Raw genomic sequence first — 18,834 nt, 5'->3', positions numbered from 1 at the left:
GAATAATACGTGAAAAGTGGAGTTTATACTTGCTAGGCGGTATCCCTGTAGGATGAAAAAACAAGATCCTTCACGTCCTAGAGGAGTTCTATTATAAATTCTGTGGTAGTTGAACTTTTCAAAAATTGGAAAATGAGAGTTCTGCTTAAGGTCGGTCTTTTTTATCTTAATTGGACCCTTGACTTATTTGCCATTATACGCTGTCCCCTAGTACGGTAAAGCTGTACAAGACTTGGGGACAGGCACTCGTTTTTTATTCTTATTAAAAACAGAATCTCTCCCCTTTCCCCTCCTTAATGGCTTTCCTATAAACCGCAGATGCAACCATTGTATCGAGGTAGCCGATACCTACCGATTTGTAGAACGTAATTTCTCTATCATCTTCCCGTCCGGCTTTCTCACCGCAAATGATCTCTCCGATCTCGCTGTAAATGGAATCGGTACTCCATACACCCTCTTTATCAGGAATAATGAGATCTCCTGCTTCTTGCAGAGCCCCTTCCATCGTATCGACTACAACTTTAGAGCTTCTAATGAGGGTTTGGGCGTCAACCTCCTGCATGTGCGGCTGATAGGATCCGATTGCATTGACATGTGTCCCTTCTTTTAAAAAAGACCCATCAAATAAAGGAGTGGAACTTTTGGTGCTGCAAATAACAATGTCTGCTTCGGACACAGCTTTATTTGCATCTGCTTGAACAGAAATACTTCCTCTCCATTTTGGATCTAAAGAGCTGAGCTTATGTTTGAATGCTTCAGCTTTTTCTATTGTCCGATTATATAAAATGATATGCTCCAGATCGGCAACAGACATGACTGCTTGTAATTGGCCGATTGCTTGTGCACCGCAGCCTAAAATGGCACAGGTTTCTGAATTCTTTCGAGCTAAATATTTTGTGGCTGCTCCGCTGGAAGCTCCCGTTCTTAATACGGTTAAGTAGGTAGCATCCATGACAGCCACATGTTCCCCTGTAGTCGCATCCGTCAGCAAAATCATCCCTTGAAGAACTGGCCGGCCTTCACTATTATTATTGGGGAAAATACTGACGATTTTAATAGCTGTATAGTTTTCCGGCTCAATATAGGATGGCATATATAACGTTTCCGCCCCGAATTTTTCATGGGGCACCGACACCCGTATTGGTGTCAGGGTTTTATTTGTATGGCCATAATGAAAGGCCTTCTCTACATCTTCTATACATTCTTTCATTGAATAAAGCTCACGAATCGTTGCATCATTTAATAGTAACAAATTAATCCCACCCCTATACGCTTATTGATTTCCAACTTCAAAGCTGCTTTTCTTTTTAATATAAAGCGCTTTTTAAATATTAATTTAGGCTGAGACACTAAAGCCGTAAGCCGGCGGGTTCCCCCTCATAGCCGCATTCGCGCATGCGGAGTCTCCCGCTGCTCCCGCTGGAATCTCGCACTTCCGCACCAATCAACAGTGTGCTAAAAAGCGGCATGGAGCTTTAACACAGCCAAAAAAATTTAGCACGTTCATGATCATATTGCTTACTATACCGTAACTTTGCTCTTCTTATCATTCGAATGCTGTGTTTTAAATCGGTCTGGTGCAAACGGTTTTAAATCGATCTCGGACTTACCGCTGGAAATCAGTTCCGACATGGCACTGCCAGTAGAAAGCGCCATTGATATTCCGCTCATGGCATGCCCGGAAGCAATAAATAGATTCGTATATCCAGTAATCCTCCCTAACACCGGCAAGCCATCCGGTGTCATTGGCCTCATTCCGCACCAAGCCTTCTCTTTGCCGAGAACCGGTAACCGTAAATACTGAGCAGCAGAATTTCTTAATCCTTCTATTCTTCTCTGATCAAGATCCGTATTCAGCCCGGATAATTCCATGGTGCCTCCTATTCTTACGGAATCATGAAAAGGGCTGATTGTAACCCTTGAATCTCCCAGGTATAGAGGCTGCCTGAATTGGACAGATGGAGAAGAAATGGTGAGGCTGTACCCTTTTCCTGCAGTCATCGGAACTTGGATGCCTGCTTGATTGAGTACTTTTCCAGCCCATGCACCCGCAGTTATGAGAAACTGGTCCCCTTCAATTGTTTTCTCTCCAATGTTTGCAGCAATGATTTGATCACCTTCCTGAATGAAGCCCTTTACTTCCGTTAGCGACATTATCTCTGTCCCATTCACTTTAAGCCATTCTGTCAGCGCCAGGGTCAATGATTCCGGCCGGACATGACGCTCAGCGGGGAGATATATTCCCCCTGCAACAGCATCTGAAAGTGCGGGTTCCATTTGCAGCACTTCATGTTTAGTTTTTGAAACCGGCGATGGCAGTCCAAATTCCTCAACAATCCTGTAGCTCTCCATCTTTTCTTCGATATAGTTTTCTTTTAAACATACAAAAAGCAATCCTTTTCGATGCATTTCAAATGTAAGACCGTTCTCCTGTTCAAGCTCATCGTATAAACGCAGCGTATCTTTGCTTAGTTCAAGCCCCGCTTTGAATCCCAGCTGATAGGCGTCTTCGCTGCAATACTTCCAAAACTGCAGCAGCCAGGGGGAGAGGGATGGAACGACTGATGGCTTAATATAAAGAGGGCTATCCCGTTTCAGCATCCATTTCAGACTTGTCTTCACTAATCCTGGCGCTGGGACCGGATCGGATAAACTGGGGCATACCCATCCCATATTCCCGCTGGAGCATTCAGCACCAGGCTCCCCTTTGTCAATCAATATAACGTCCAAGCCCTTTTTTCTAAGAAAATAGGCACTGGCGAGTCCAATGATTCCGCCGCCGACAATAATCGTTTTGCTCATATCCTTCCACCTTCTTAGATATTTAATGAACCATTCCAGACTTCGGCTAAAGACCTTTTAAAGATATTATATAGAAGCAATATTCTGAATAAAATGGATAAATTAGATGAACATTTTCCGTTTTGGTATCGTTTTTTTGTGCCTTTTTACAGTTCAAGCGATCTCCTCTCTATAAATTTATTGTTAAAACTACTATATTCCGGCAGCTTTCAGCTGAATTTTTTGTGAAAAATAGACATAGATAACAGGAAGGAAAAGTCTTATATTTAAAATACAGAATTTTTAAAATATATCTAATAATTATGGATAATATAGCGAGGGGGGATTAGCGGGTAGAAAGCTTTCCATACAACGTTCGGTATATATCATCATTCGAAACCCTAGATACGCAGATAAGATCTTGTGTTAGAAGAAGATTGATGACAAAGGGGCTGGTTTTATTGAAGGATAACCAGGTAATTTGGGGATCAAGGATTGGCTTTATATTAGCCGCAATGGGTATGGCTGTTGGAACCGGTAATATATGGCGTTTTCCGCGGATGGTTGCTGAACATGGCGGGGGTTCCTTTTTGATTGGCTGGGCATTATTTTTATTTGTCTGGTCATTGCCGCTTATTATGGTTGAAGTCTTTATTGGAAGAAAAACCAGGATGGGAACTATGGGTTCCTTTGGGGAGTTCATTGGAAAGAAATTTGCCTGGTTTGGCCCGATTATTACAATCGTTCTGGCAGGTATCACTTTTTACTATTCAGTTGTAGTGGGATGGACTTTTAAATATTTTCTTTTGGCTATTCAGGGAACTTTCACTGAAAAAATTGATTCAGCTGCTCAATGGGAAAATTTCACCGCCAATCCAATCGAGCCTGTCATTTATCATTTTATGGCAGCTGCCCTTTGTGGTGTTGTCGTCTTTATTGGTGTAACAAAAGGCATTGAAAGAATGTCGAAACTATTTCTCCCATTATTATTCCTCTTGCTTATCTTTACTGCTTTCCGTTCCGTAACGCTGCCGGGTGCAATGGAGGGCCTCTCTTTTATGTTTACACCTCAGTGGGAATACCTTGGAAAGGCATCTACATGGCTTCAGGCATTGTCTCAATCGGCATGGTCAGTCGGAGCAGGCTGGGGACTGTATGCAACCTATGCCATTTACATGAAAAAGCGTGATGATATTGCCCAAAACTCTTTAACTGCGGGCCTTGGAAACAACTCTGTTGAACTACTTGCCGGTTTAACCATTATTCCGGCGATCTTTGCTCTTGCACCATCGCCTGACTATATTACGGAAGCGACAAGTGCCGGGAATACTGGCTTAACCTTCATCTACATGGTTGAATTGATTAACGTGATGCCGCAAACGTATATCTTTGGAATTGCTTTCTTTGGTGCATTGGCCTTTGCTGCTTTCACTTCATTAGTAGCAATGGTTGAATTAATCACAAGGAATCTTTCGGATTATGGCATTCGCAGAAACAAAGCCATTGTTCTGACTGTTGCTTTAATATTTATCGGCGGAATTCCTTCAGCTGTTAATATGAAAGTATTTAACAACCAGGATTGGGTTTGGGGAGTTGGCTTACTGTTATCCTGTTTCCTATATGCTTATGCTGCGATTAAGTATGGCGTAGAAAAAATGCGGGACGAAATATACGAGGTCAGCTTTATCAAAGTGAATAAATGGTGGGTTTACTCCATTAAATATTTTATACCTGCTTTGTTTGTCATTGTAACGGGATGGTGGCTATACCAGGGTGTGACATGGTATCCGGAAACGTGGTGGAAGCCATTTGAAGAATTCAATGTTGGAACGATTGTACTGCAGCTCGGCGTGGCTTTCCTCCTTGCCTTTGGACTGATCAGATTTAATAGCAAATTAAGAAGCTCTGTGAAGGAAGAGGGTCTCAGTGATCGCGAATCCGCTCCGCCTTCTAATACAGACATCAGGGAGGAATTATAATGACTGCTTCAGCAATCGTCATGATGGCCGTAACGTTAAGTTTATTCTGGGGAGGCTTCTCCTACATGGTTTATAGGACCTTAACGACAGACTATCATGATAAATAAAATGATGCCAACCATATAGAGCAAAAATTAAAGGTGCCGGGACCATTCAGAATTTGAATGACCCGGCACCTTTCTTTATCTATTCTGCATTTACGAACTCTTTACTTACTAAATAATTGTGCACTTTCCTGCTGACAGTTATTCCGTTTTCAATTGCACCATCAATGAAGCCTGCCCAGCCGTTTGCATACGTTGTACCTGCTAAAAACACCGAGTTTTCAGGGGTGCTCCATTCCTTTTGATAGCTGGTTAATTGCTTTGGCTTCAGCATAGGCCAGGTTTCCTTTGAGTATTCATCATGTACCCAGTCGTGGCCCGTACTTTCTATGACTTGTATGTCAGGAATCCAGCATCTTAAAGCCTCTACCACTCCTGACCTGTCATTCGGATTCAGTCTAGCCGCACTCGGCCCAAACCCCACCAGGATGCTATCACCATTCACATAGCGATCCAAATGAACAGAATTCAGCGGGTAGCTTCCAGGTGCTATGGCATCAAAAGGCTACAGCTCGCCCTTCACTTTTGCCCACACTTTAACTCCCTTAGATGTTTGACCTTCTTTGGAGGATGCCTGCTTTGCTGAAGAAAGAGGCGGTTCGAACTGAATATCATTAAGAGTTGTTAATGGAACGGTTACCATGACCGCTCTGGCCGTATAACATTCTCCTTCAACTGTGAATACTTTTGCACTTCCCTCTTCATGCTCGATTCTTCCCACTCTCGTTGATAGCTTTATGTCTGCCCCGCTGTCATCAGCAATCGATTCAATTAATTTCCTTGTCCCCTGCTTTAAGCGATAGCTCGAAACCATGGCACTATGGGTATCCCACTTTCCTTGTGAGAATGCCCACCATCGAAAGATTTGCGTAATAGCACCTTCTGCGGGCTCGCCGCAGTAATCTGATGCTATCCAGCCATGTAATACCTCATATTCCTCTCTAGTTAAAGAAAAATTCTGCAGGAATTGTTCTGCAGAGATATGATCCAAATCACGAAAGCTTTGTGATTTTAGCGGTTCAAAAGGCAAGGGCATATGCTTATTGCTTTCGCTCATTAACCTCTCAACCGATTCTCTTAGTCTTTTTTTAAATTCTGCTGCTGGGGATGAATGTGCTTTCCCATCAACAATCCAAAAAACTTTTTCGGTCTTTGGACCGGAAGCAAGTTCAAGGCCGTATCGGGTAATTTCCGTCCACACATGCGGCTGATGCCAGTGAACATACGTTCCTCCCATTTCAAGATCCGTACCCAAGCGATGATCAACCCAAGTCCGCCCCCCAATCCTGTCCCGAGCCTCCAGAACCAGCACTTTATTGCCTAAAAGCCTTAATTCCCTCGCTGCCGTCAACCCGGAAAAACCTGCTCCTACAATAATGACATCATAGTTCTTCGGATTCTTCATTATTAATCCCCCTTTTTTATGGCTCTGCATGGATATCTGTTAAATCAGCCTGTTGATTTTCTCCTCCAAGTATTAACACTGCTTCATTAAAGAAACTGCAACACTTCAGAAAAGTGAACTGCAGTTTCAAATGTTTTATATCTCATCCCCTACAGCTGGATTCGCTCCACTTTCCGTGTTAATGGGCAATGTAATATTTTTGCGAGTATACATGAAGTAATAATACACATAGCAAAGTCCTATAAAGCCAAAGCCCCAAAAAAGCGATGACCTCTGGGTCGGATCAAAAGCCATTACCGCGAAAATAAACAGGCACATGACAATGCATAAAATCGGAATAAACGGATAAAGCGGAACCTTGTATTTTAAATCCTCCACTTTCCCGCCATTTTTTATAAACTGTCTGCGGAAACCGATTTGAGCGGCTGCAATGGCTAACCATGTGAGTGTTCCGCCGATTCCGCTAACCGCCAGCAGAACGACAAAGAGTGTATCAGCAGCTATATAGCTGGTAAGAAGAGATAACAGCGCAAAACCCAATGTCACTAAAAGAGCGTATGCAGGAACACCCCGTTTATTCAGCTTTCCAAAAACTTTTGGAGCCATCCCCGTTTCAGACAGCGAATACATGATTCGTGTACAGGCATAGAGCCCTGTGTTGCCGACAGAAAGAATCGCCGTTAAAATAACAAAATTCATAATGTCAGCCGCATAAGGAATTCCCACCATATCAAAAACGGTTACAAACGGACTTTCAAGAACTCCGGCTTCCTTCCAGGGAACAATGGCCGATAATACGAAGATCGCCAAAACGTAAAACAACATGATTCGGAATACGATCGTCCGAATGGCTTTTGGTATATTCTTTTCCGGCTCTTCCGTTTCACCAGCGGCCACACCCATAATTTCAGAGCCTTGAAACGCGTAGATGACAGACATCATCGATATGAAAACACCAATCATCCCAGCTGGGAAAATACCGTCACCGACGAAATTGGATAAATAAGGAGCAGGTTCGCTGTCCATATTGATAACGCCAAAAATGGCTGCTAATCCGATAATAATGAAAAGGATAACGGTAAGAACTTTAATCCCTGCAAACCAATATTCCGTTTCGGCAAAGGCTTTTGTTGTGAGTGAATTAATCGAAAATAGAAGAACGATGAAGATGGCACACCAAATCCATGTTTGAACATCTGGAAACCATCTTTTCATAAGCAATCCTGCTGCTACAAACTCAAGTCCGACATACATGGCCCAGCTTAGCCAATAGACCCAGCCGATGACAAAACCGGTTGCCGGGCCAATAAACTTGGTAGCATGCGCCTGAAAAGAGCCTGAAACCGGCATTACAACAGATAATTCCCCTAAACAAATCATGGCTAAATACATAAGCAGGCCGCCAACAAGATAAGCAAGAATCGCACCTGCAGGCCCAGCTTCACCGATTGCGTAACCGGATCCCAGAAATAGTCCGGTACCAATTATTCCTCCCAAAGACATCATAAATAAATGACGGCTTTTCATTTGCCTCTTTAATTTTTGTTCACTCAACCAGCATCCCCCTGCCTTCCGTTTAGAATGAAACATTAAAAGTAGTAAGCGCTTACACATATCCGCTTAATCAATGGCTGTGACTGGATCCTGGGGAAGCGGCAGTACTTTTTCCAATTCCCGCTGAATAAGTAAATGAAAATGGTGAACGAGATTTTCTGTGAGTGAAAATCTTCCTTGCGAATAAGCCCCAGTAGCCATCCCTTTTTGAACCATTTCACAAATTTCGAGATCCTCTTTTCTAACAAGCTCATCCATTGCCATTAACTCTCTTTCTTCTTCCGTAATCTCATCGGTCAGGAAAAAAGTGGTATATACATATTTCGTAGTCTTATGGTCAATCGGTATGGACTGGTGAATCGATAGATTGGCCGGCCCAGGATCAAAGGAAAACCATGTGTTCGGATAAAGCCAATAATACCGGCCGCCTTGTCCCAAGCCAAAGTCCAGCTTCTTACCCTTTAATGGCGTCCCCTGATAGGAATAATAATCGTACATCGCCATTTCGTATTGCTTCATATCAAGCTTCGAAACGAGCGTTTTATGTACAATAGAGCAATGATCGCACTCAAGATAATTGTCTATTCCGTCCTTCCAATTTGACCCACAAACCGTTTCTTTTACACGCACTTTCTTTAGATTGCTAAGGTCGTATTTTTCAACATGCTGCAAGAGATCAGGATATTGCGTCTTCATCGAAACAGCTTGCGGATCTAAATTGACAAAGATGAAGGAATGGCTGATTTCAAGTTTAATGGTCTTTAAGCAGAAATCCTGATGGTCGAAATGGTCGCATCCATTCATATTTGGTGCTCTGAGCAGAGAACCGTCGGTACGGTAGGTCCACGCATGGTATGGACAGGTAAAAACTGATTTATTGCCCTCTCCTTCTGCAAGCTTTGAAGCACGATGTGAACAGACATTATAAAATGCCCTAATATCCCCATCCTGCCCCATGCTAATGATAATGGGACGGTCAGCTACTTCCGCTGTAAAATAATCCCCGGGTCGCGTTAATTGACTTAAATGTCCGACATATTGCCATGTCTTGCAAAAAATCTCTCTCTTTTCCACTTCAAGAACCTTTGGATCGGTATAAAGCCATGACGGTAACGTATGAGCTTCACTTAACGTATGGCTAACTTTAACCACCTTCAAAACCTTCCCCTCCTTTTTTATAAACTCACATGACAAACACTATACTCAAAGTGTTAATAATATAATTTTAAATTTAAAATATTCAGAATTATATGGTTAATTTATACAAAAACAAGGAAGCTCTAAAATTAATTTTTAGTTTTTTTATCTAAAAGTGCAGGTTAAGAGAATTAAATGATGGCTTTTGTTGTTCGGAGAGACAAAAAAATAATGAAAAGAAGGTTCATTTTTTTGTATAGTAAGAGAGGAAGCATTCAGGACAGGGAGGAAGGCAAAAAATGAAAATCCTTGAAAATATTGCACAGGATATTGTTGAAAAAACAAGTGAAATTATCCAATATCCTATTAGTATTACCGATAATGAAGGGTATATCATTGGCTCAACAGATCCAGGCAGAATCGGAATTTTCCATCGTCCCTCCCTCGAAGTCATCAGGAAAAACAACATGGTTTACTGCAAGAATGAAATGGATAAAAAAATTCTCCCTGGTGTCTCTGCACCTTTAAAGTTTAATAACAAAGTGATCGGTGTTCTGGGAATTGTCGGAAACCCAGCTGATGTTGAAAAATACGTTCACTTAGTCAAAAATCATGTTGAAATGATGTGTCAGGATGCTTTTCGGAAAGAAATGGTGGAGCTAAAAGAGAAAATGGTCGAAATGCTGGTCCATCAGCTTATCCACTATAAAGAGTCTGAACAGGAAGAGAAGGATCATATTTTTCAATATGCGAAGCTGCTGGAGTTCGATTTGCTTACGGATCGGGTCTGTTTAATTATTGATATCACCAACACTTCCTCCGGTGATTGGAACCTTTTTGGAAATCTATCTTTTCATTTTCAAAAAGAGGTTTTAAGTTTCCTTAAGTTACTATTCCAGAAGAATGATAATGATATCGTTTCTTTTCTGGACTTTAAACGGTTCATTATTTTTAAATCCATGCCCTTTCCTGAGTCATTACCATCTTTACTGGATAAACTGGATGAGAAGCTGGCAAAAATTAATTCATTTCTTGAGGCTAAATATAGTGTTTCGGCAAAAATGGGAGTGGGAGATGTGCAAAATGGCATCAGCGGATATTCGGATTCCTATCAAAACGCCATGAAGGCCATAAAAATAGGATTGGGTTTTAAGGGCCAGCCTGACATCCATCTATACAACGAGAGGGAAGCACTTTTAAACCTTTTGCCGAGTGAACTGGCTCCAGACTATAAACAGAAACTGTTAAAATTGATTTCTCCTTTAACTGAACAAGACAATTATGAGGTTTTATCCTCTACCTTTCTGGGCTTTTGCAAGTACAATATGAATTTGAGTGAAGCTTCCAGAAATATGTTCATCCATCGGAATACGATCATTTACAGACTTGAAAAAATCAGTGAAATTACCTCCCTCAATACAAGCAGTTTCGAAGATTGCATGCTCCTCTATACATCAATCCAATGCTACGAGGATATGAAATCATAGAGTCTTAAGCCGGTCGATCCCCCAAAAAACACCTTCGCTAAAAGGTAGCCCCTGCAAAGGTGTTTTTTAAAGGCATTAGATACATACAGCTTAATCTTATATTGGCGCTGATATATCAGCTCTTTAGTATATAGCGTTTTCAATAATAAGATCATTTTCAGCAAAACGTTCCACTCTTAACGGCTTCAGGTCAAGTGTCTCGTATTTTCCTGTCCGGATAAGCTCGGATAGGCACTTGCCAACGGCTGGTGCCTGCTGCATTCCATGGCCGCTGAAGCCAAAGGCAACATAATAGCCTTTCATTGCCGGGTATTCACCGAGAATTGCGTTATGATCTTTCGTGTTAAAATCATACAAACCTGTCCATCCTCTTTCTATTTTCACATGCTCAAAGTTTTTAATTCGATTAGCCAGCACAGGCCAAATATGATCTTCAAAAGCAGATCTTCGCCATTTGAAGCTTATTCCCGGCTCAATTTCCTCTGCATAACCGGATATGAACTTTTCCCCCTCATGACGGAAATAGACACCTGTAGGATCCATGGTCAATGGCAGGTAATTTTTTAGCGGCTCCTTACTGTCAAATTGAAAAATCTGTCTTGGAAGCGGAACTACAGGAAGGGGCAAACCTGCTTTATCCCCCAGTATGGATGCCCAGGCACCTGCACAATTTACCACCACTGGTGCATGATGCTCCCTTCCGTCCACTAGCCTGATTCCCTTCACATAATCCTGCTCGGTAATGAGGCTTTCCACCTCTTCATAGATATACTCAGCTCCAAGCTTTTTTGCATATTTCACATATCCGGCCATCACAGAATAAGGATCTAAATAGCCGCTTTCACTGCAGAATAATCCGCCCGCAAGATCGTCAATATTCAGCTCGGGAATGATATCCAGCAGTTTTTCGCCTTCAAGGAGCTGAGAATTAATTCCGTTATCATGCTGAAGCTTTAAATGTTTTTCAAATTGGGGCATCATCTTTTCAGTAGCCAAAAATAGATACCCTCTTTGCTTAAAGTCGATCTCTGCGGCCTCACCGTCGATTGCCATGTCCGTGGAGAAATTTTTATAAATTTGCAGACTGTATTTACTCAGCTGCATATTGACGGCGGTGGTATACAACTGTCTAAATCCGCCGGCACTTCTCGGTGTTGAAGCAAATTCGTACAAACCATCTTTTTCAAAAACCTGAATCTTACCCGTAAATCCATCGTTTAACAAATGATAAGCAATGCTAGAACCAATGACTCCGCCACCAACTATAATAATATCTGCCTGGTTTGCCATTCGCTTCCCTGCCTTCCTTTGCATGCGTTTATAGTATCAATGTTACTCACTTTGAGGCTGTGATACTATGTGCATATTACACAGAAAAAATATTTTTCGAATATTTTTAATTGTTTATTTTCACAAGGGATTTTACAGTAAAGGGAGAATCTATTAAGAATCAAAAATTGTTTTATCAAAGGTTTGTTGCTTTTCACTAACTTAGTGAATTTTGCTGAGTTGATTGGAGCGGAGGGCACTTGATCCTCGAAAATGCATTCGCATTTCCTTCGTGCGGTGTTAAATTCAAGGAAGATTATTCAATGTCCTGCGGGAAGAGAGGGAGCGGGAGACCCCGCAGGCGAAGCCGAGGAGGCTCCCGTTTCTCCCCGCGGAAAGTAAGTGTCCGTAGCGGAAATCAACGGGTTAACTTTTTAAACAAAAACAACAATCTGTAAGAAAAGAACTAAACCATTAATATCGCGGAGAGGGGTGAACAGTTTGGGCTTTCTAAAAGAAATCTCTCAGCTAATTGTAGAAAACACATCAAAAATTATCGAAAATCCAATCAGTATCAGTGACAATAAAGGCTATATTATTGGCTGCAGTGATGTCAGCCGATTGGGAAGTTTTCATCCGGCCTCCCTTGAGGTAATAGAATGGAAGAAAACCATTTCCTATGAAGTAGATGAGGTAAAAGATCTCAACAATGTTTTGCCTGGCGTTGCGTCCCCTATCATGATCAATCAAGAACCGATTGGCGTATTGGGGATAGTCGGCGTGCCTGCAGAGGTCAGAAAGTATGCGCAGCTTGTGAAAAGCCATGTAGAATTAATGTGCCACGAATACCTGAAACAGGAAATGAGCGCCATTGAATCAAAAACGCTTGACAACTTGTTTCGCTACCTTCTAAACTCCCAGAAACCCGAGGATTTGGAATACTGTGTAAGATATGCAAAAATGCTCGGGTACCATCTTGATTCTCCTCACAGCCGGGTTTGCTTTCTAATTGAAATAGACATTGGAATGGATTCCGCAGATTCCCTTGAACAAAATACTCAGATGCCGGATACGTTTTCCTGGCACATCCTGCAGAATAATGTTTCTGAAATACTGCGATCCTATTTAATCGAAAACCAGGAAGATATTCTTTCCCCCTTAACACTAGATCAATTTATCCTAATCAAAGCAATCAATACGGAAGAACCCTATGAGCAATATATGAAAAGGATGGACCACAAGATTCAAAGACTGCTCCAGTATTTAAAGTCAGAAAATAACTGCTCCGCAAGCATTTCGATTGGCAGTGCCAATGATGGCATACATGGTATAAAGGATTCCTATCAAGCAGCTCTTAAAGCTTTAACAGCCGGGAAAAGACTCAATATGTCACAAAAAATATTCTATTATAATGACTGGAATATCATTTTTGAGCTTGCAGGAAATGGATTAAATCAATACGTAAAAGACAGGCTAAAGGAAAAATTGCATGGTTTCATCAGCCATGTCAATTACCCGACACTTGCCCAAACCTTTATAGCTTACTGCAAATGCAACATGAATATGAGCGAAACGGCACGAATCCTATTTCTTCACCGTAACTCCCTTGTCTACCGTATGGAAAAAATCAACGAACTCACAAAATTGGATATTTCACGATTTGACCACTGCATGCTTTTATACTTTGCCATTAAAGACACAGGGGTACCGGAGATTCAGGAGCCTTTGTCAATAAACGAAAAAGAAGAAAGCTTCTTAACATAATAGCCTATTAAAAAAAATAAAATAGCAGCAAATGAGCTTGCTGCTTTAAGAATTATTAACCCTCTAATCCTTATATATTTACATAGTGAATGAAAAAGGAGTTTAAGAAATTCTTAAACTCCTTTTCTTGTTTTATTAAAGTTGTTTTCCTAAAGTTTGATGTTTTTCATCAACTTAGTTAAATTTGCTGAGTTGATTGGAGCGGAAGGTACTTGATCCTCGAAAATGCATTCGCATTTCCTTCGTGCGGTATCTATTCGATGAAGCTTATTCAATGTCCTGCGGGAGGAGAGGGAACGGAAGACCCCACAGACGCAGGGCGTCGAGGAGCTCTGTTCCTCCCCGCGGGATCGCTGCGTGCCTGCAGCGGAAATCAACGGGCTAAATTCTAAGCAAAAACAAGAATATATCGGAAATGAAGCTTTTTTAATAATTAATAATTATCAATTTGTGCTCTCTGCAGCTTTCCGCTGTAGTCGACATAAATGGATTTCCATTCTGTGTACACATCCAATGAGGCTACACCTGAATCCCGATGTCCATTGCCTGTGCCTTTTGTGCCGCCAAATGGAAGGTGGATCTCTGCCCCTGTTGTCCCCGCATTCACATACACAATTCCCGTATCCAAATCCCTCATTGCCTCAAATGCACGGTCAACGTTTTTGGTATATATGGCGCTGGATAACCCGAATTCAACACTGTTATTTATCTCAACTGCCTCTTCTAAACTAGTAATCGGAATAATCGAGACGACTGGCCCAAAGATTTCTTCCATTGCAATCCTCATCCCTGGTTTAACATCCGTAAAAATAGTTGGAGAGAAGAAGTTCCCGTTCTCCAACTCTTCACCAGTGGCAACATCGCCGCCTGCCAGAAGCTTTGCTCCCTCTTCCCGGCCAATTTTCACATACTCTGCAATTCTCTCAAGCGAGGAACGGTTGATAACAGGCCCCACTTTTACTGTTTCATCCAGCCCATTGCCAAGCTTTAATTCCCCGATCCGTTCAAGGAGCTTTCCTTCCAGCTCTTCCTTCACCTTTTCATGAACCAGGACGCGGCTTGTCGCTGTGCATCTTTGCCCGCTTGTTCCAAATGCCCCCCAAAGAATTCCTTCAACTGCCAGGTCCACATCCGCATCTTCCAATACGGTGATGGCATTTTTACCGCCCATTTCAAGGGATGTTCTTTTTAAAAGAGCTCCTGCCCGGCCATTGATTTCTCTTCCTACTTCATTGGATCCCGTGAACGAAATTAAATCAATCCCAGGATGCTCGACTATCGCATTTCCTACTACACTGCCCGAACCATGAACAAGATTGATTAAGCCTTTTGGCAGCCCTGCTTCTTCATAAATCCTGACAAACTCTGCTGCAAGAATCGGTGTTTCGGTTGCAGGCTTCCAAACAATCGCATTTCCCGTTACAAGGGCAGGAAGTGACTTCCATGATGCAATCGCAATCGGGAAATTCCATGGAGTAATTAATCCTGCTACTCCCACAGGCACTCTGACACTCATCGCAAATTTATTGCGGAGCTCTGATGGCACTGTGTCACCAAACATCCTGCGCCCTTCCCCCGCCATATAAAATGCCATATCAATCGCTTCTTGAACTTCTCCCCTGCCCTCGTCAATCACCTTTCCCATTTCACTAGTGAGGATTTGGGCCAATTCTTCTTTTCTTTGCTTTAACAGGTAAGCCACTTCATAAAGGATTTCAGCACGCTCAGGGGCTGGCACTAACCGCCAGGATTTTTGAGCAGATTTTGCAGCTTCAACAGCTCTGTCAACATCCTCTTTTGACGATTGGGTTACTTCCGCCAAAACCTCACCTGTTGCCGGATTCCATACAGACGTATACTTCCCTGTTGTGGATTCACACCATTCACCATTAATAAAATTTAAGACTTTTTTCATTATAGACCTCCATAATACAATTATTTTTTAAGTGATTACGATTTTCAGCTTTTCTTTTATTCGATTGACCGCTTCATATAATCTTTCATTCGGTACAGATAGAGAAGCGCGGAAATACCCTTCCCCTGAAGGGCCAAAAGCATTTCCCGGTGTCAGGATCACACCGGTCTGCTCCATGACGCTGCTGACAAACCCCGCGGAGGTATAACCGCCTGGAACAGGTGCCCAGATGAAGAAGCTCCCTTTTGGCGGGCTGACCTCCACGCCGATTATTTTCAAACCCTCCAGCATGACCTTCATCCGTTCCTTATAGATTCCGTTATGCTTGGCAATGCAGCTTTGATCACTGTTTAATGCAAACGCAGCTGCTTTTTGAACAGGCGTCAGCTGCCCTGTGTCTGTATTGCTTTTATAAACCGAAAGCGCTTTAATAATATTCTTATTGCCAACGACATAGCCAATTCGGAACCCGGTCATGTTATACGTTTTCGATAGAGATCCGAATTCTACAGCTATATCTTTTGCCCCCTCTACTTCTAGGATGCTCGGCGCTTTATAGCCGTCAAAAGTGACCATATTATAGGCCGAATCATGGGCAATCGGTATATGATGCTTTCTTGAGAATTCTACGGCTTCAAGGAAGAATCCGATATCGACTGTAGCGGAAGTCGGATTCCCTGGGTAATTCAGGAACATCAGCTTTGACTGACTCAGGATTTCTGCCGGAATCGCCTGAAAATCAGGCTTAAAATCCGTTTCTTTTGTCATTGGCATATTGTAGTACTGCCCATTTGCCAGGAGAGCTGCCATCCGGTAAACAGGATAACTTGGATCTGGTACAAGCACATAGTCACCAGGATCAATGAGGGTTGGCACGATATGGGCAATCCCCTCTTTTGATCCGATTAATGCGAGAACTTCCGTATCAGGATCGAGTTTGACCTGATACTGCCGCCAATAAAAGTCGGCAACAGCTTGTTTAAACTCTGAGTATCCGGAAAAGCTGGGATATTTCAAATTCCTGGGGTCCTGACTCTCTTTGATCAGTTTGTCAATAATATGTTTAGGGGTTGGCAGATCCGGGTCCCCAATCCCTAAATCGATAATATCAACCCCAGCTTTCTTCAATTCTTCCTTCTTCTTATTAATCTCTGCGAATAAATAGGGAGGGATTTGACCAATTCGATTCGATTGAAAATTCACAAACTCACCTGCCTAACAATAAATTTTCATATATTCAGAAAATTCATACTCTGTATTTATAATGTACTGCTTTTACCCATAAATCACTATGGTTGATTTGAACAAAAATTATTGGCTTTTTCTGATACATTCCGTATGATTTTAACAAAACTGGGCGGTAGTCGCTGTCCATGGAAGACCTTAAATCCTCGATAATTGATTGCTATGACGGAATATTATTCCGATTTGCAGCAGACAGCAGTCCACAAACACTAACTTGAGAAAAAAGAAAAACTAGCTCTTCAATAAGCTAGTTTAGCCATCAATATTATTATCTTAGGTATTGATTTTGTGACATTTTGATCAGCCTATGCTTCCATTTACATATAATTAGCCTCCATCGAGTTCTAAACGTAACTTCTACAGACATTGTCACCTATATCAATAATTTTTTTACTTTATTCGCAAAAATCAGATTCACCGAAAAATCTCTTAAAGTTTATATGCTGACATAAAAACGAAGTGAAAATATAAAAGATGATGCACTCAAGATTATCAAATCTTTTTAACAAACACCTGAGCGAATATAGCAAAAAAATTGAAAAAAGCAGCAATAGATTAAGAATATATTCATTTCTCACCGCACACCTTTTTCTTAAAGAATTTCTTTATTAGCTGATTTTTTTTGAATTTCTCTAAACGGAATAAATCGAAAATTTAGATTCTCTTTTGCGAATTGAAAGCTATATAGGAGAACTGCTCTAATCATAAGAATGAATACTAATTGGATTGAGCTTATTCGGACTAGAGAAGCTATTCCTAAGTTTTTCAAGAATTTGATTCCTGGAAAGGCAAATAGGAGATGAAAAATTATGTTTGTAATCAAAAATAACGGAAACCTGCCATAGGTCATTTTTAAAACCCAAAGAGAGCAAATAAAATAAGGACCCAAAATAAAGGGAATATCTCCATTTATTTTGGGATGTACACTCGTATAAAACCACCACCATTTTCTTTTTTCAGCAATAATATTCATTATTTTAACAACTAAACTTATAAATACAGTTGCTGGAAGAAACCTTTTTATTGTGCTGCGTCCTACTAGCGGCAATGAAATCCAGGGAATAATCATCATCAGTATTAATAAAAATCTTGAATTCTTTGCATTAATACTCTTTAGAATAGGCAAGATGTGTACCTCCTTTTCATCATTGGAATATTTCTCAGAATTTTACATTAAGAATGACTTTTTTCTCGTATAGATGGTTGTTTTGCTTATGAATTCTGCCCGATGAATTCAGAGGGTCACTCAAACTGTCAGCAAGGAGCGATGGATCTTCTCGGCTTCACTTGTGGGGGATCCCATTTCTCTCTCTTCCCGAAGGATATTGATGTAACTATAATTATTATGGTACAAAAAAAACATAATTATTTGCGAAAGCAAATAATCCAGACAAGAATTAGATCAACGCTCTTAGAATAGTGACCTGTATGGAAGGGTTATGCTTTTGCCAAAAAAACGTAAAAAAGCCGATACAAACAAGATATAGATACCCTGTTTATACCGGCAAATAGTTCGTGCAAAACACCATTTAAGGTGTGTTTATTGAATTATTTAGTATTGCATTTGAAGATTTTTTTAAAAATTCACTGTATTGCTTTCCTAATAATTCATCACTTAACAATGCAAAAACTTCAATAAATTTGGAAAAGTCCTCTTTTGAAATTCTTTCGATTGAGGCAACAATATGTAAGTTCGAGTTCGTAGTATTTTCTTCAATAAAGTCCTGAACGAGTTTCTGTCCACTTTCATTTAAGGAAATTTCCTTTGTTCGTGCATCATTGCCATTTTCGATATCGACTAAACCCTCTTCTTTTAGCTTCATTAGCTGCCGAAATACATTTGAAATATTTGTTTGAGCCAGATAGGTAAGATCGGACATATTTATATTGTTTGAATCAAAATATAAAATCCATAAAATACGAAAAGCAGGAAACGATATTTCATACCTTTTTAGTGACTTTCTTAGATCGTTTTCAATAGCCAAATTCAAACCTCTCATAAATGAAAACGCTAAATAGCTATTATGAAACTGTTCATTTAATAAATTCATACATCGACCTCCCATAATCTGTAAACACATTATTTCCAACCTATCTTTCTTTAAACTGATAAGCAACAGGTTAATACTGATTTCATTCTTATTTAACTTACCCATTATTCTGGTTCAACGAGCATCTCCATCTTAACTAATCC

The 18,834-nt window shown here is 41.0% G+C and carries 13 protein-coding genes and 1 pseudogene; 4 read left to right on the top strand and 10 right to left on the bottom strand.

The features are described from left to right. Window positions 1–262: 262 nt before the first annotated feature. Complete coding sequence (locus NCCP133_RS20235) at window positions 263–1,252, bottom strand: ornithine cyclodeaminase family protein (RefSeq protein ID WP_264807049.1); 990 nt, start codon at window positions 1,250–1,252, stop codon at window positions 263–265. A 269-nt stretch (window positions 1,253–1,521) separates the two neighbouring features. After that, complete coding sequence (locus NCCP133_RS20230) at window positions 1,522–2,802, bottom strand: NAD(P)/FAD-dependent oxidoreductase (RefSeq protein WP_264807048.1); 1,281 nt, start codon at window positions 2,800–2,802, stop codon at window positions 1,522–1,524. Between the two features lie 440 nt (window positions 2,803–3,242). Here NCCP133_RS20230 and NCCP133_RS20225 point away from each other — a divergent pair, with 440 nt between their 5' ends. Together NCCP133_RS20225 and NCCP133_RS20220 are read left to right on the top strand one after the other, a co-directional pair. After that, window positions 3,243–4,760: a sodium-dependent transporter gene (locus NCCP133_RS20225; protein WP_264807047.1), complete on the top strand. Its 1,518-nt coding sequence runs from the start codon at window positions 3,243–3,245 to the stop codon at window positions 4,758–4,760. Continuing rightward, the gene (locus NCCP133_RS20220; RefSeq protein ID WP_264807046.1) at window positions 4,760–4,867 is read left to right on the top strand and encodes a MetS family NSS transporter small subunit; all 108 of its coding nucleotides are present in this window, start codon (window positions 4,760–4,762) and stop codon (window positions 4,865–4,867) included. Before NCCP133_RS20225 ends, NCCP133_RS20220 begins: the two co-directional genes overlap by 1 nt. Window positions 4,868–4,946: 79 nt before the next feature. Here the strand turns inward: NCCP133_RS20220 and NCCP133_RS20210 are convergent. From NCCP133_RS20210 to NCCP133_RS20200, 3 genes and pseudogenes are all read right to left on the bottom strand, one after another. Further along, window positions 4,947–6,269: pseudogene (locus NCCP133_RS20210) on the bottom strand (flavin monoamine oxidase family protein). A gap of 135 nt (window positions 6,270–6,404) precedes the next feature. Beyond that, entirely contained in the window at window positions 6,405–7,796 is a 1,392-nt protein-coding gene (locus NCCP133_RS20205) for an amino acid permease (protein WP_442874306.1), read from the bottom strand. Window positions 7,797–7,889: 93 nt separating this feature from the next. Then, on the bottom strand, window positions 7,890–8,975 hold the full coding sequence (locus NCCP133_RS20200; protein ID WP_264807052.1) for an aromatic ring-hydroxylating oxygenase subunit alpha: 1,086 nt from the start codon (window positions 8,973–8,975) through the stop codon (window positions 7,890–7,892). Window positions 8,976–9,259: 284 nt separating this feature from the next. On the opposite strand from NCCP133_RS20200, the gene NCCP133_RS20195 reads away from it, so the two are divergent. Further along, entirely contained in the window at window positions 9,260–10,447 is a 1,188-nt protein-coding gene (locus NCCP133_RS20195; protein ID WP_264807043.1) for a CdaR family transcriptional regulator, read from the top strand. A 123-nt stretch (window positions 10,448–10,570) separates the two neighbouring features. Here the strand turns inward: NCCP133_RS20195 and NCCP133_RS20190 are convergent, their stop codons facing one another. After that, complete coding sequence (locus tag NCCP133_RS20190; RefSeq protein WP_264807042.1) at window positions 10,571–11,737, bottom strand: NAD(P)/FAD-dependent oxidoreductase; 1,167 nt, start codon at window positions 11,735–11,737, stop codon at window positions 10,571–10,573. A gap of 480 nt (window positions 11,738–12,217) precedes the next feature. On the opposite strand from NCCP133_RS20190, the gene NCCP133_RS20185 reads away from it, so the two are divergent. After that, entirely contained in the window at window positions 12,218–13,480 is a 1,263-nt protein-coding gene (locus tag NCCP133_RS20185; RefSeq protein WP_264807041.1) for a CdaR family transcriptional regulator, read from the top strand. A gap of 433 nt (window positions 13,481–13,913) precedes the next feature. On the opposite strand, the gene NCCP133_RS20180 is transcribed toward NCCP133_RS20185, so the two are convergent. From NCCP133_RS20180 to NCCP133_RS20165, 4 genes are all read right to left on the bottom strand, one after another. Further along, complete coding sequence (locus tag NCCP133_RS20180; protein WP_264807040.1) at window positions 13,914–15,395, bottom strand: aldehyde dehydrogenase family protein; 1,482 nt, start codon at window positions 15,393–15,395, stop codon at window positions 13,914–13,916. 27 nt (window positions 15,396–15,422) lie between these two features. After that, window positions 15,423–16,598 (bottom strand): LL-diaminopimelate aminotransferase, encoded by a 1,176-nt coding sequence (locus tag NCCP133_RS20175; RefSeq protein WP_264807039.1) that lies wholly within the window; start codon window positions 16,596–16,598, stop codon window positions 15,423–15,425. 634 nt (window positions 16,599–17,232) lie between these two features. Continuing rightward, window positions 17,233–17,766: a hypothetical protein gene (locus tag NCCP133_RS20170; RefSeq protein ID WP_264807038.1), complete on the bottom strand. Its 534-nt coding sequence runs from the start codon at window positions 17,764–17,766 to the stop codon at window positions 17,233–17,235. Between the two features lie 403 nt (window positions 17,767–18,169). After that, window positions 18,170–18,691, bottom strand: a complete 522-nt coding sequence (locus tag NCCP133_RS20165; RefSeq protein ID WP_264807037.1) for a MarR family winged helix-turn-helix transcriptional regulator — start codon at window positions 18,689–18,691, stop codon at window positions 18,170–18,172. Window positions 18,692–18,834: the final 143 nt, after the last annotated feature.

The organism is Cytobacillus sp. NCCP-133 (genome assembly GCF_026011715.1).
In the GTDB taxonomy this organism is placed as follows: Bacteria; Bacillota; Bacilli; order Bacillales; family Cytobacillaceae; genus Cytobacillus.
Note: the sequence above shows the minus strand (reverse complement) of the source record. Positions and strands in the feature narration are given on the sequence as shown.

What these genes read in the sequence shown, in the direction of transcription:
- NCCP133_RS20165 (WP_264807037.1), bottom strand. Translation starts at nt 18,691, where the DNA reads ATGAATTTATTAAATGAACAGTTTCATAATAGCTATTTAGCGTTTTCA.
- NCCP133_RS20190 (WP_264807042.1), bottom strand. Translation starts at nt 11,737, where the DNA reads ATGGCAAACCAGGCAGATATTATTATAGTTGGTGGCGGAGTCATTGGT.
- NCCP133_RS20230 (WP_264807048.1), bottom strand. Translation starts at nt 2,802, where the DNA reads ATGAGCAAAACGATTATTGTCGGCGGCGGAATCATTGGACTCGCCAGT.
- NCCP133_RS20180 (WP_264807040.1), bottom strand. Translation starts at nt 15,395, where the DNA reads ATGAAAAAAGTCTTAAATTTTATTAATGGTGAATGGTGTGAATCCACA.
- NCCP133_RS20220 (WP_264807046.1), top strand. Translation starts at nt 4,760, where the DNA reads ATGACTGCTTCAGCAATCGTCATGATGGCCGTAACGTTAAGTTTATTC.
- NCCP133_RS20205 (WP_442874306.1), bottom strand. Translation starts at nt 7,796, where the DNA reads ATGAAAAGCCGTCATTTATTTATGATGTCTTTGGGAGGAATAATTGGT.
- NCCP133_RS20195 (WP_264807043.1), top strand. Translation starts at nt 9,260, where the DNA reads ATGAAAATCCTTGAAAATATTGCACAGGATATTGTTGAAAAAACAAGT.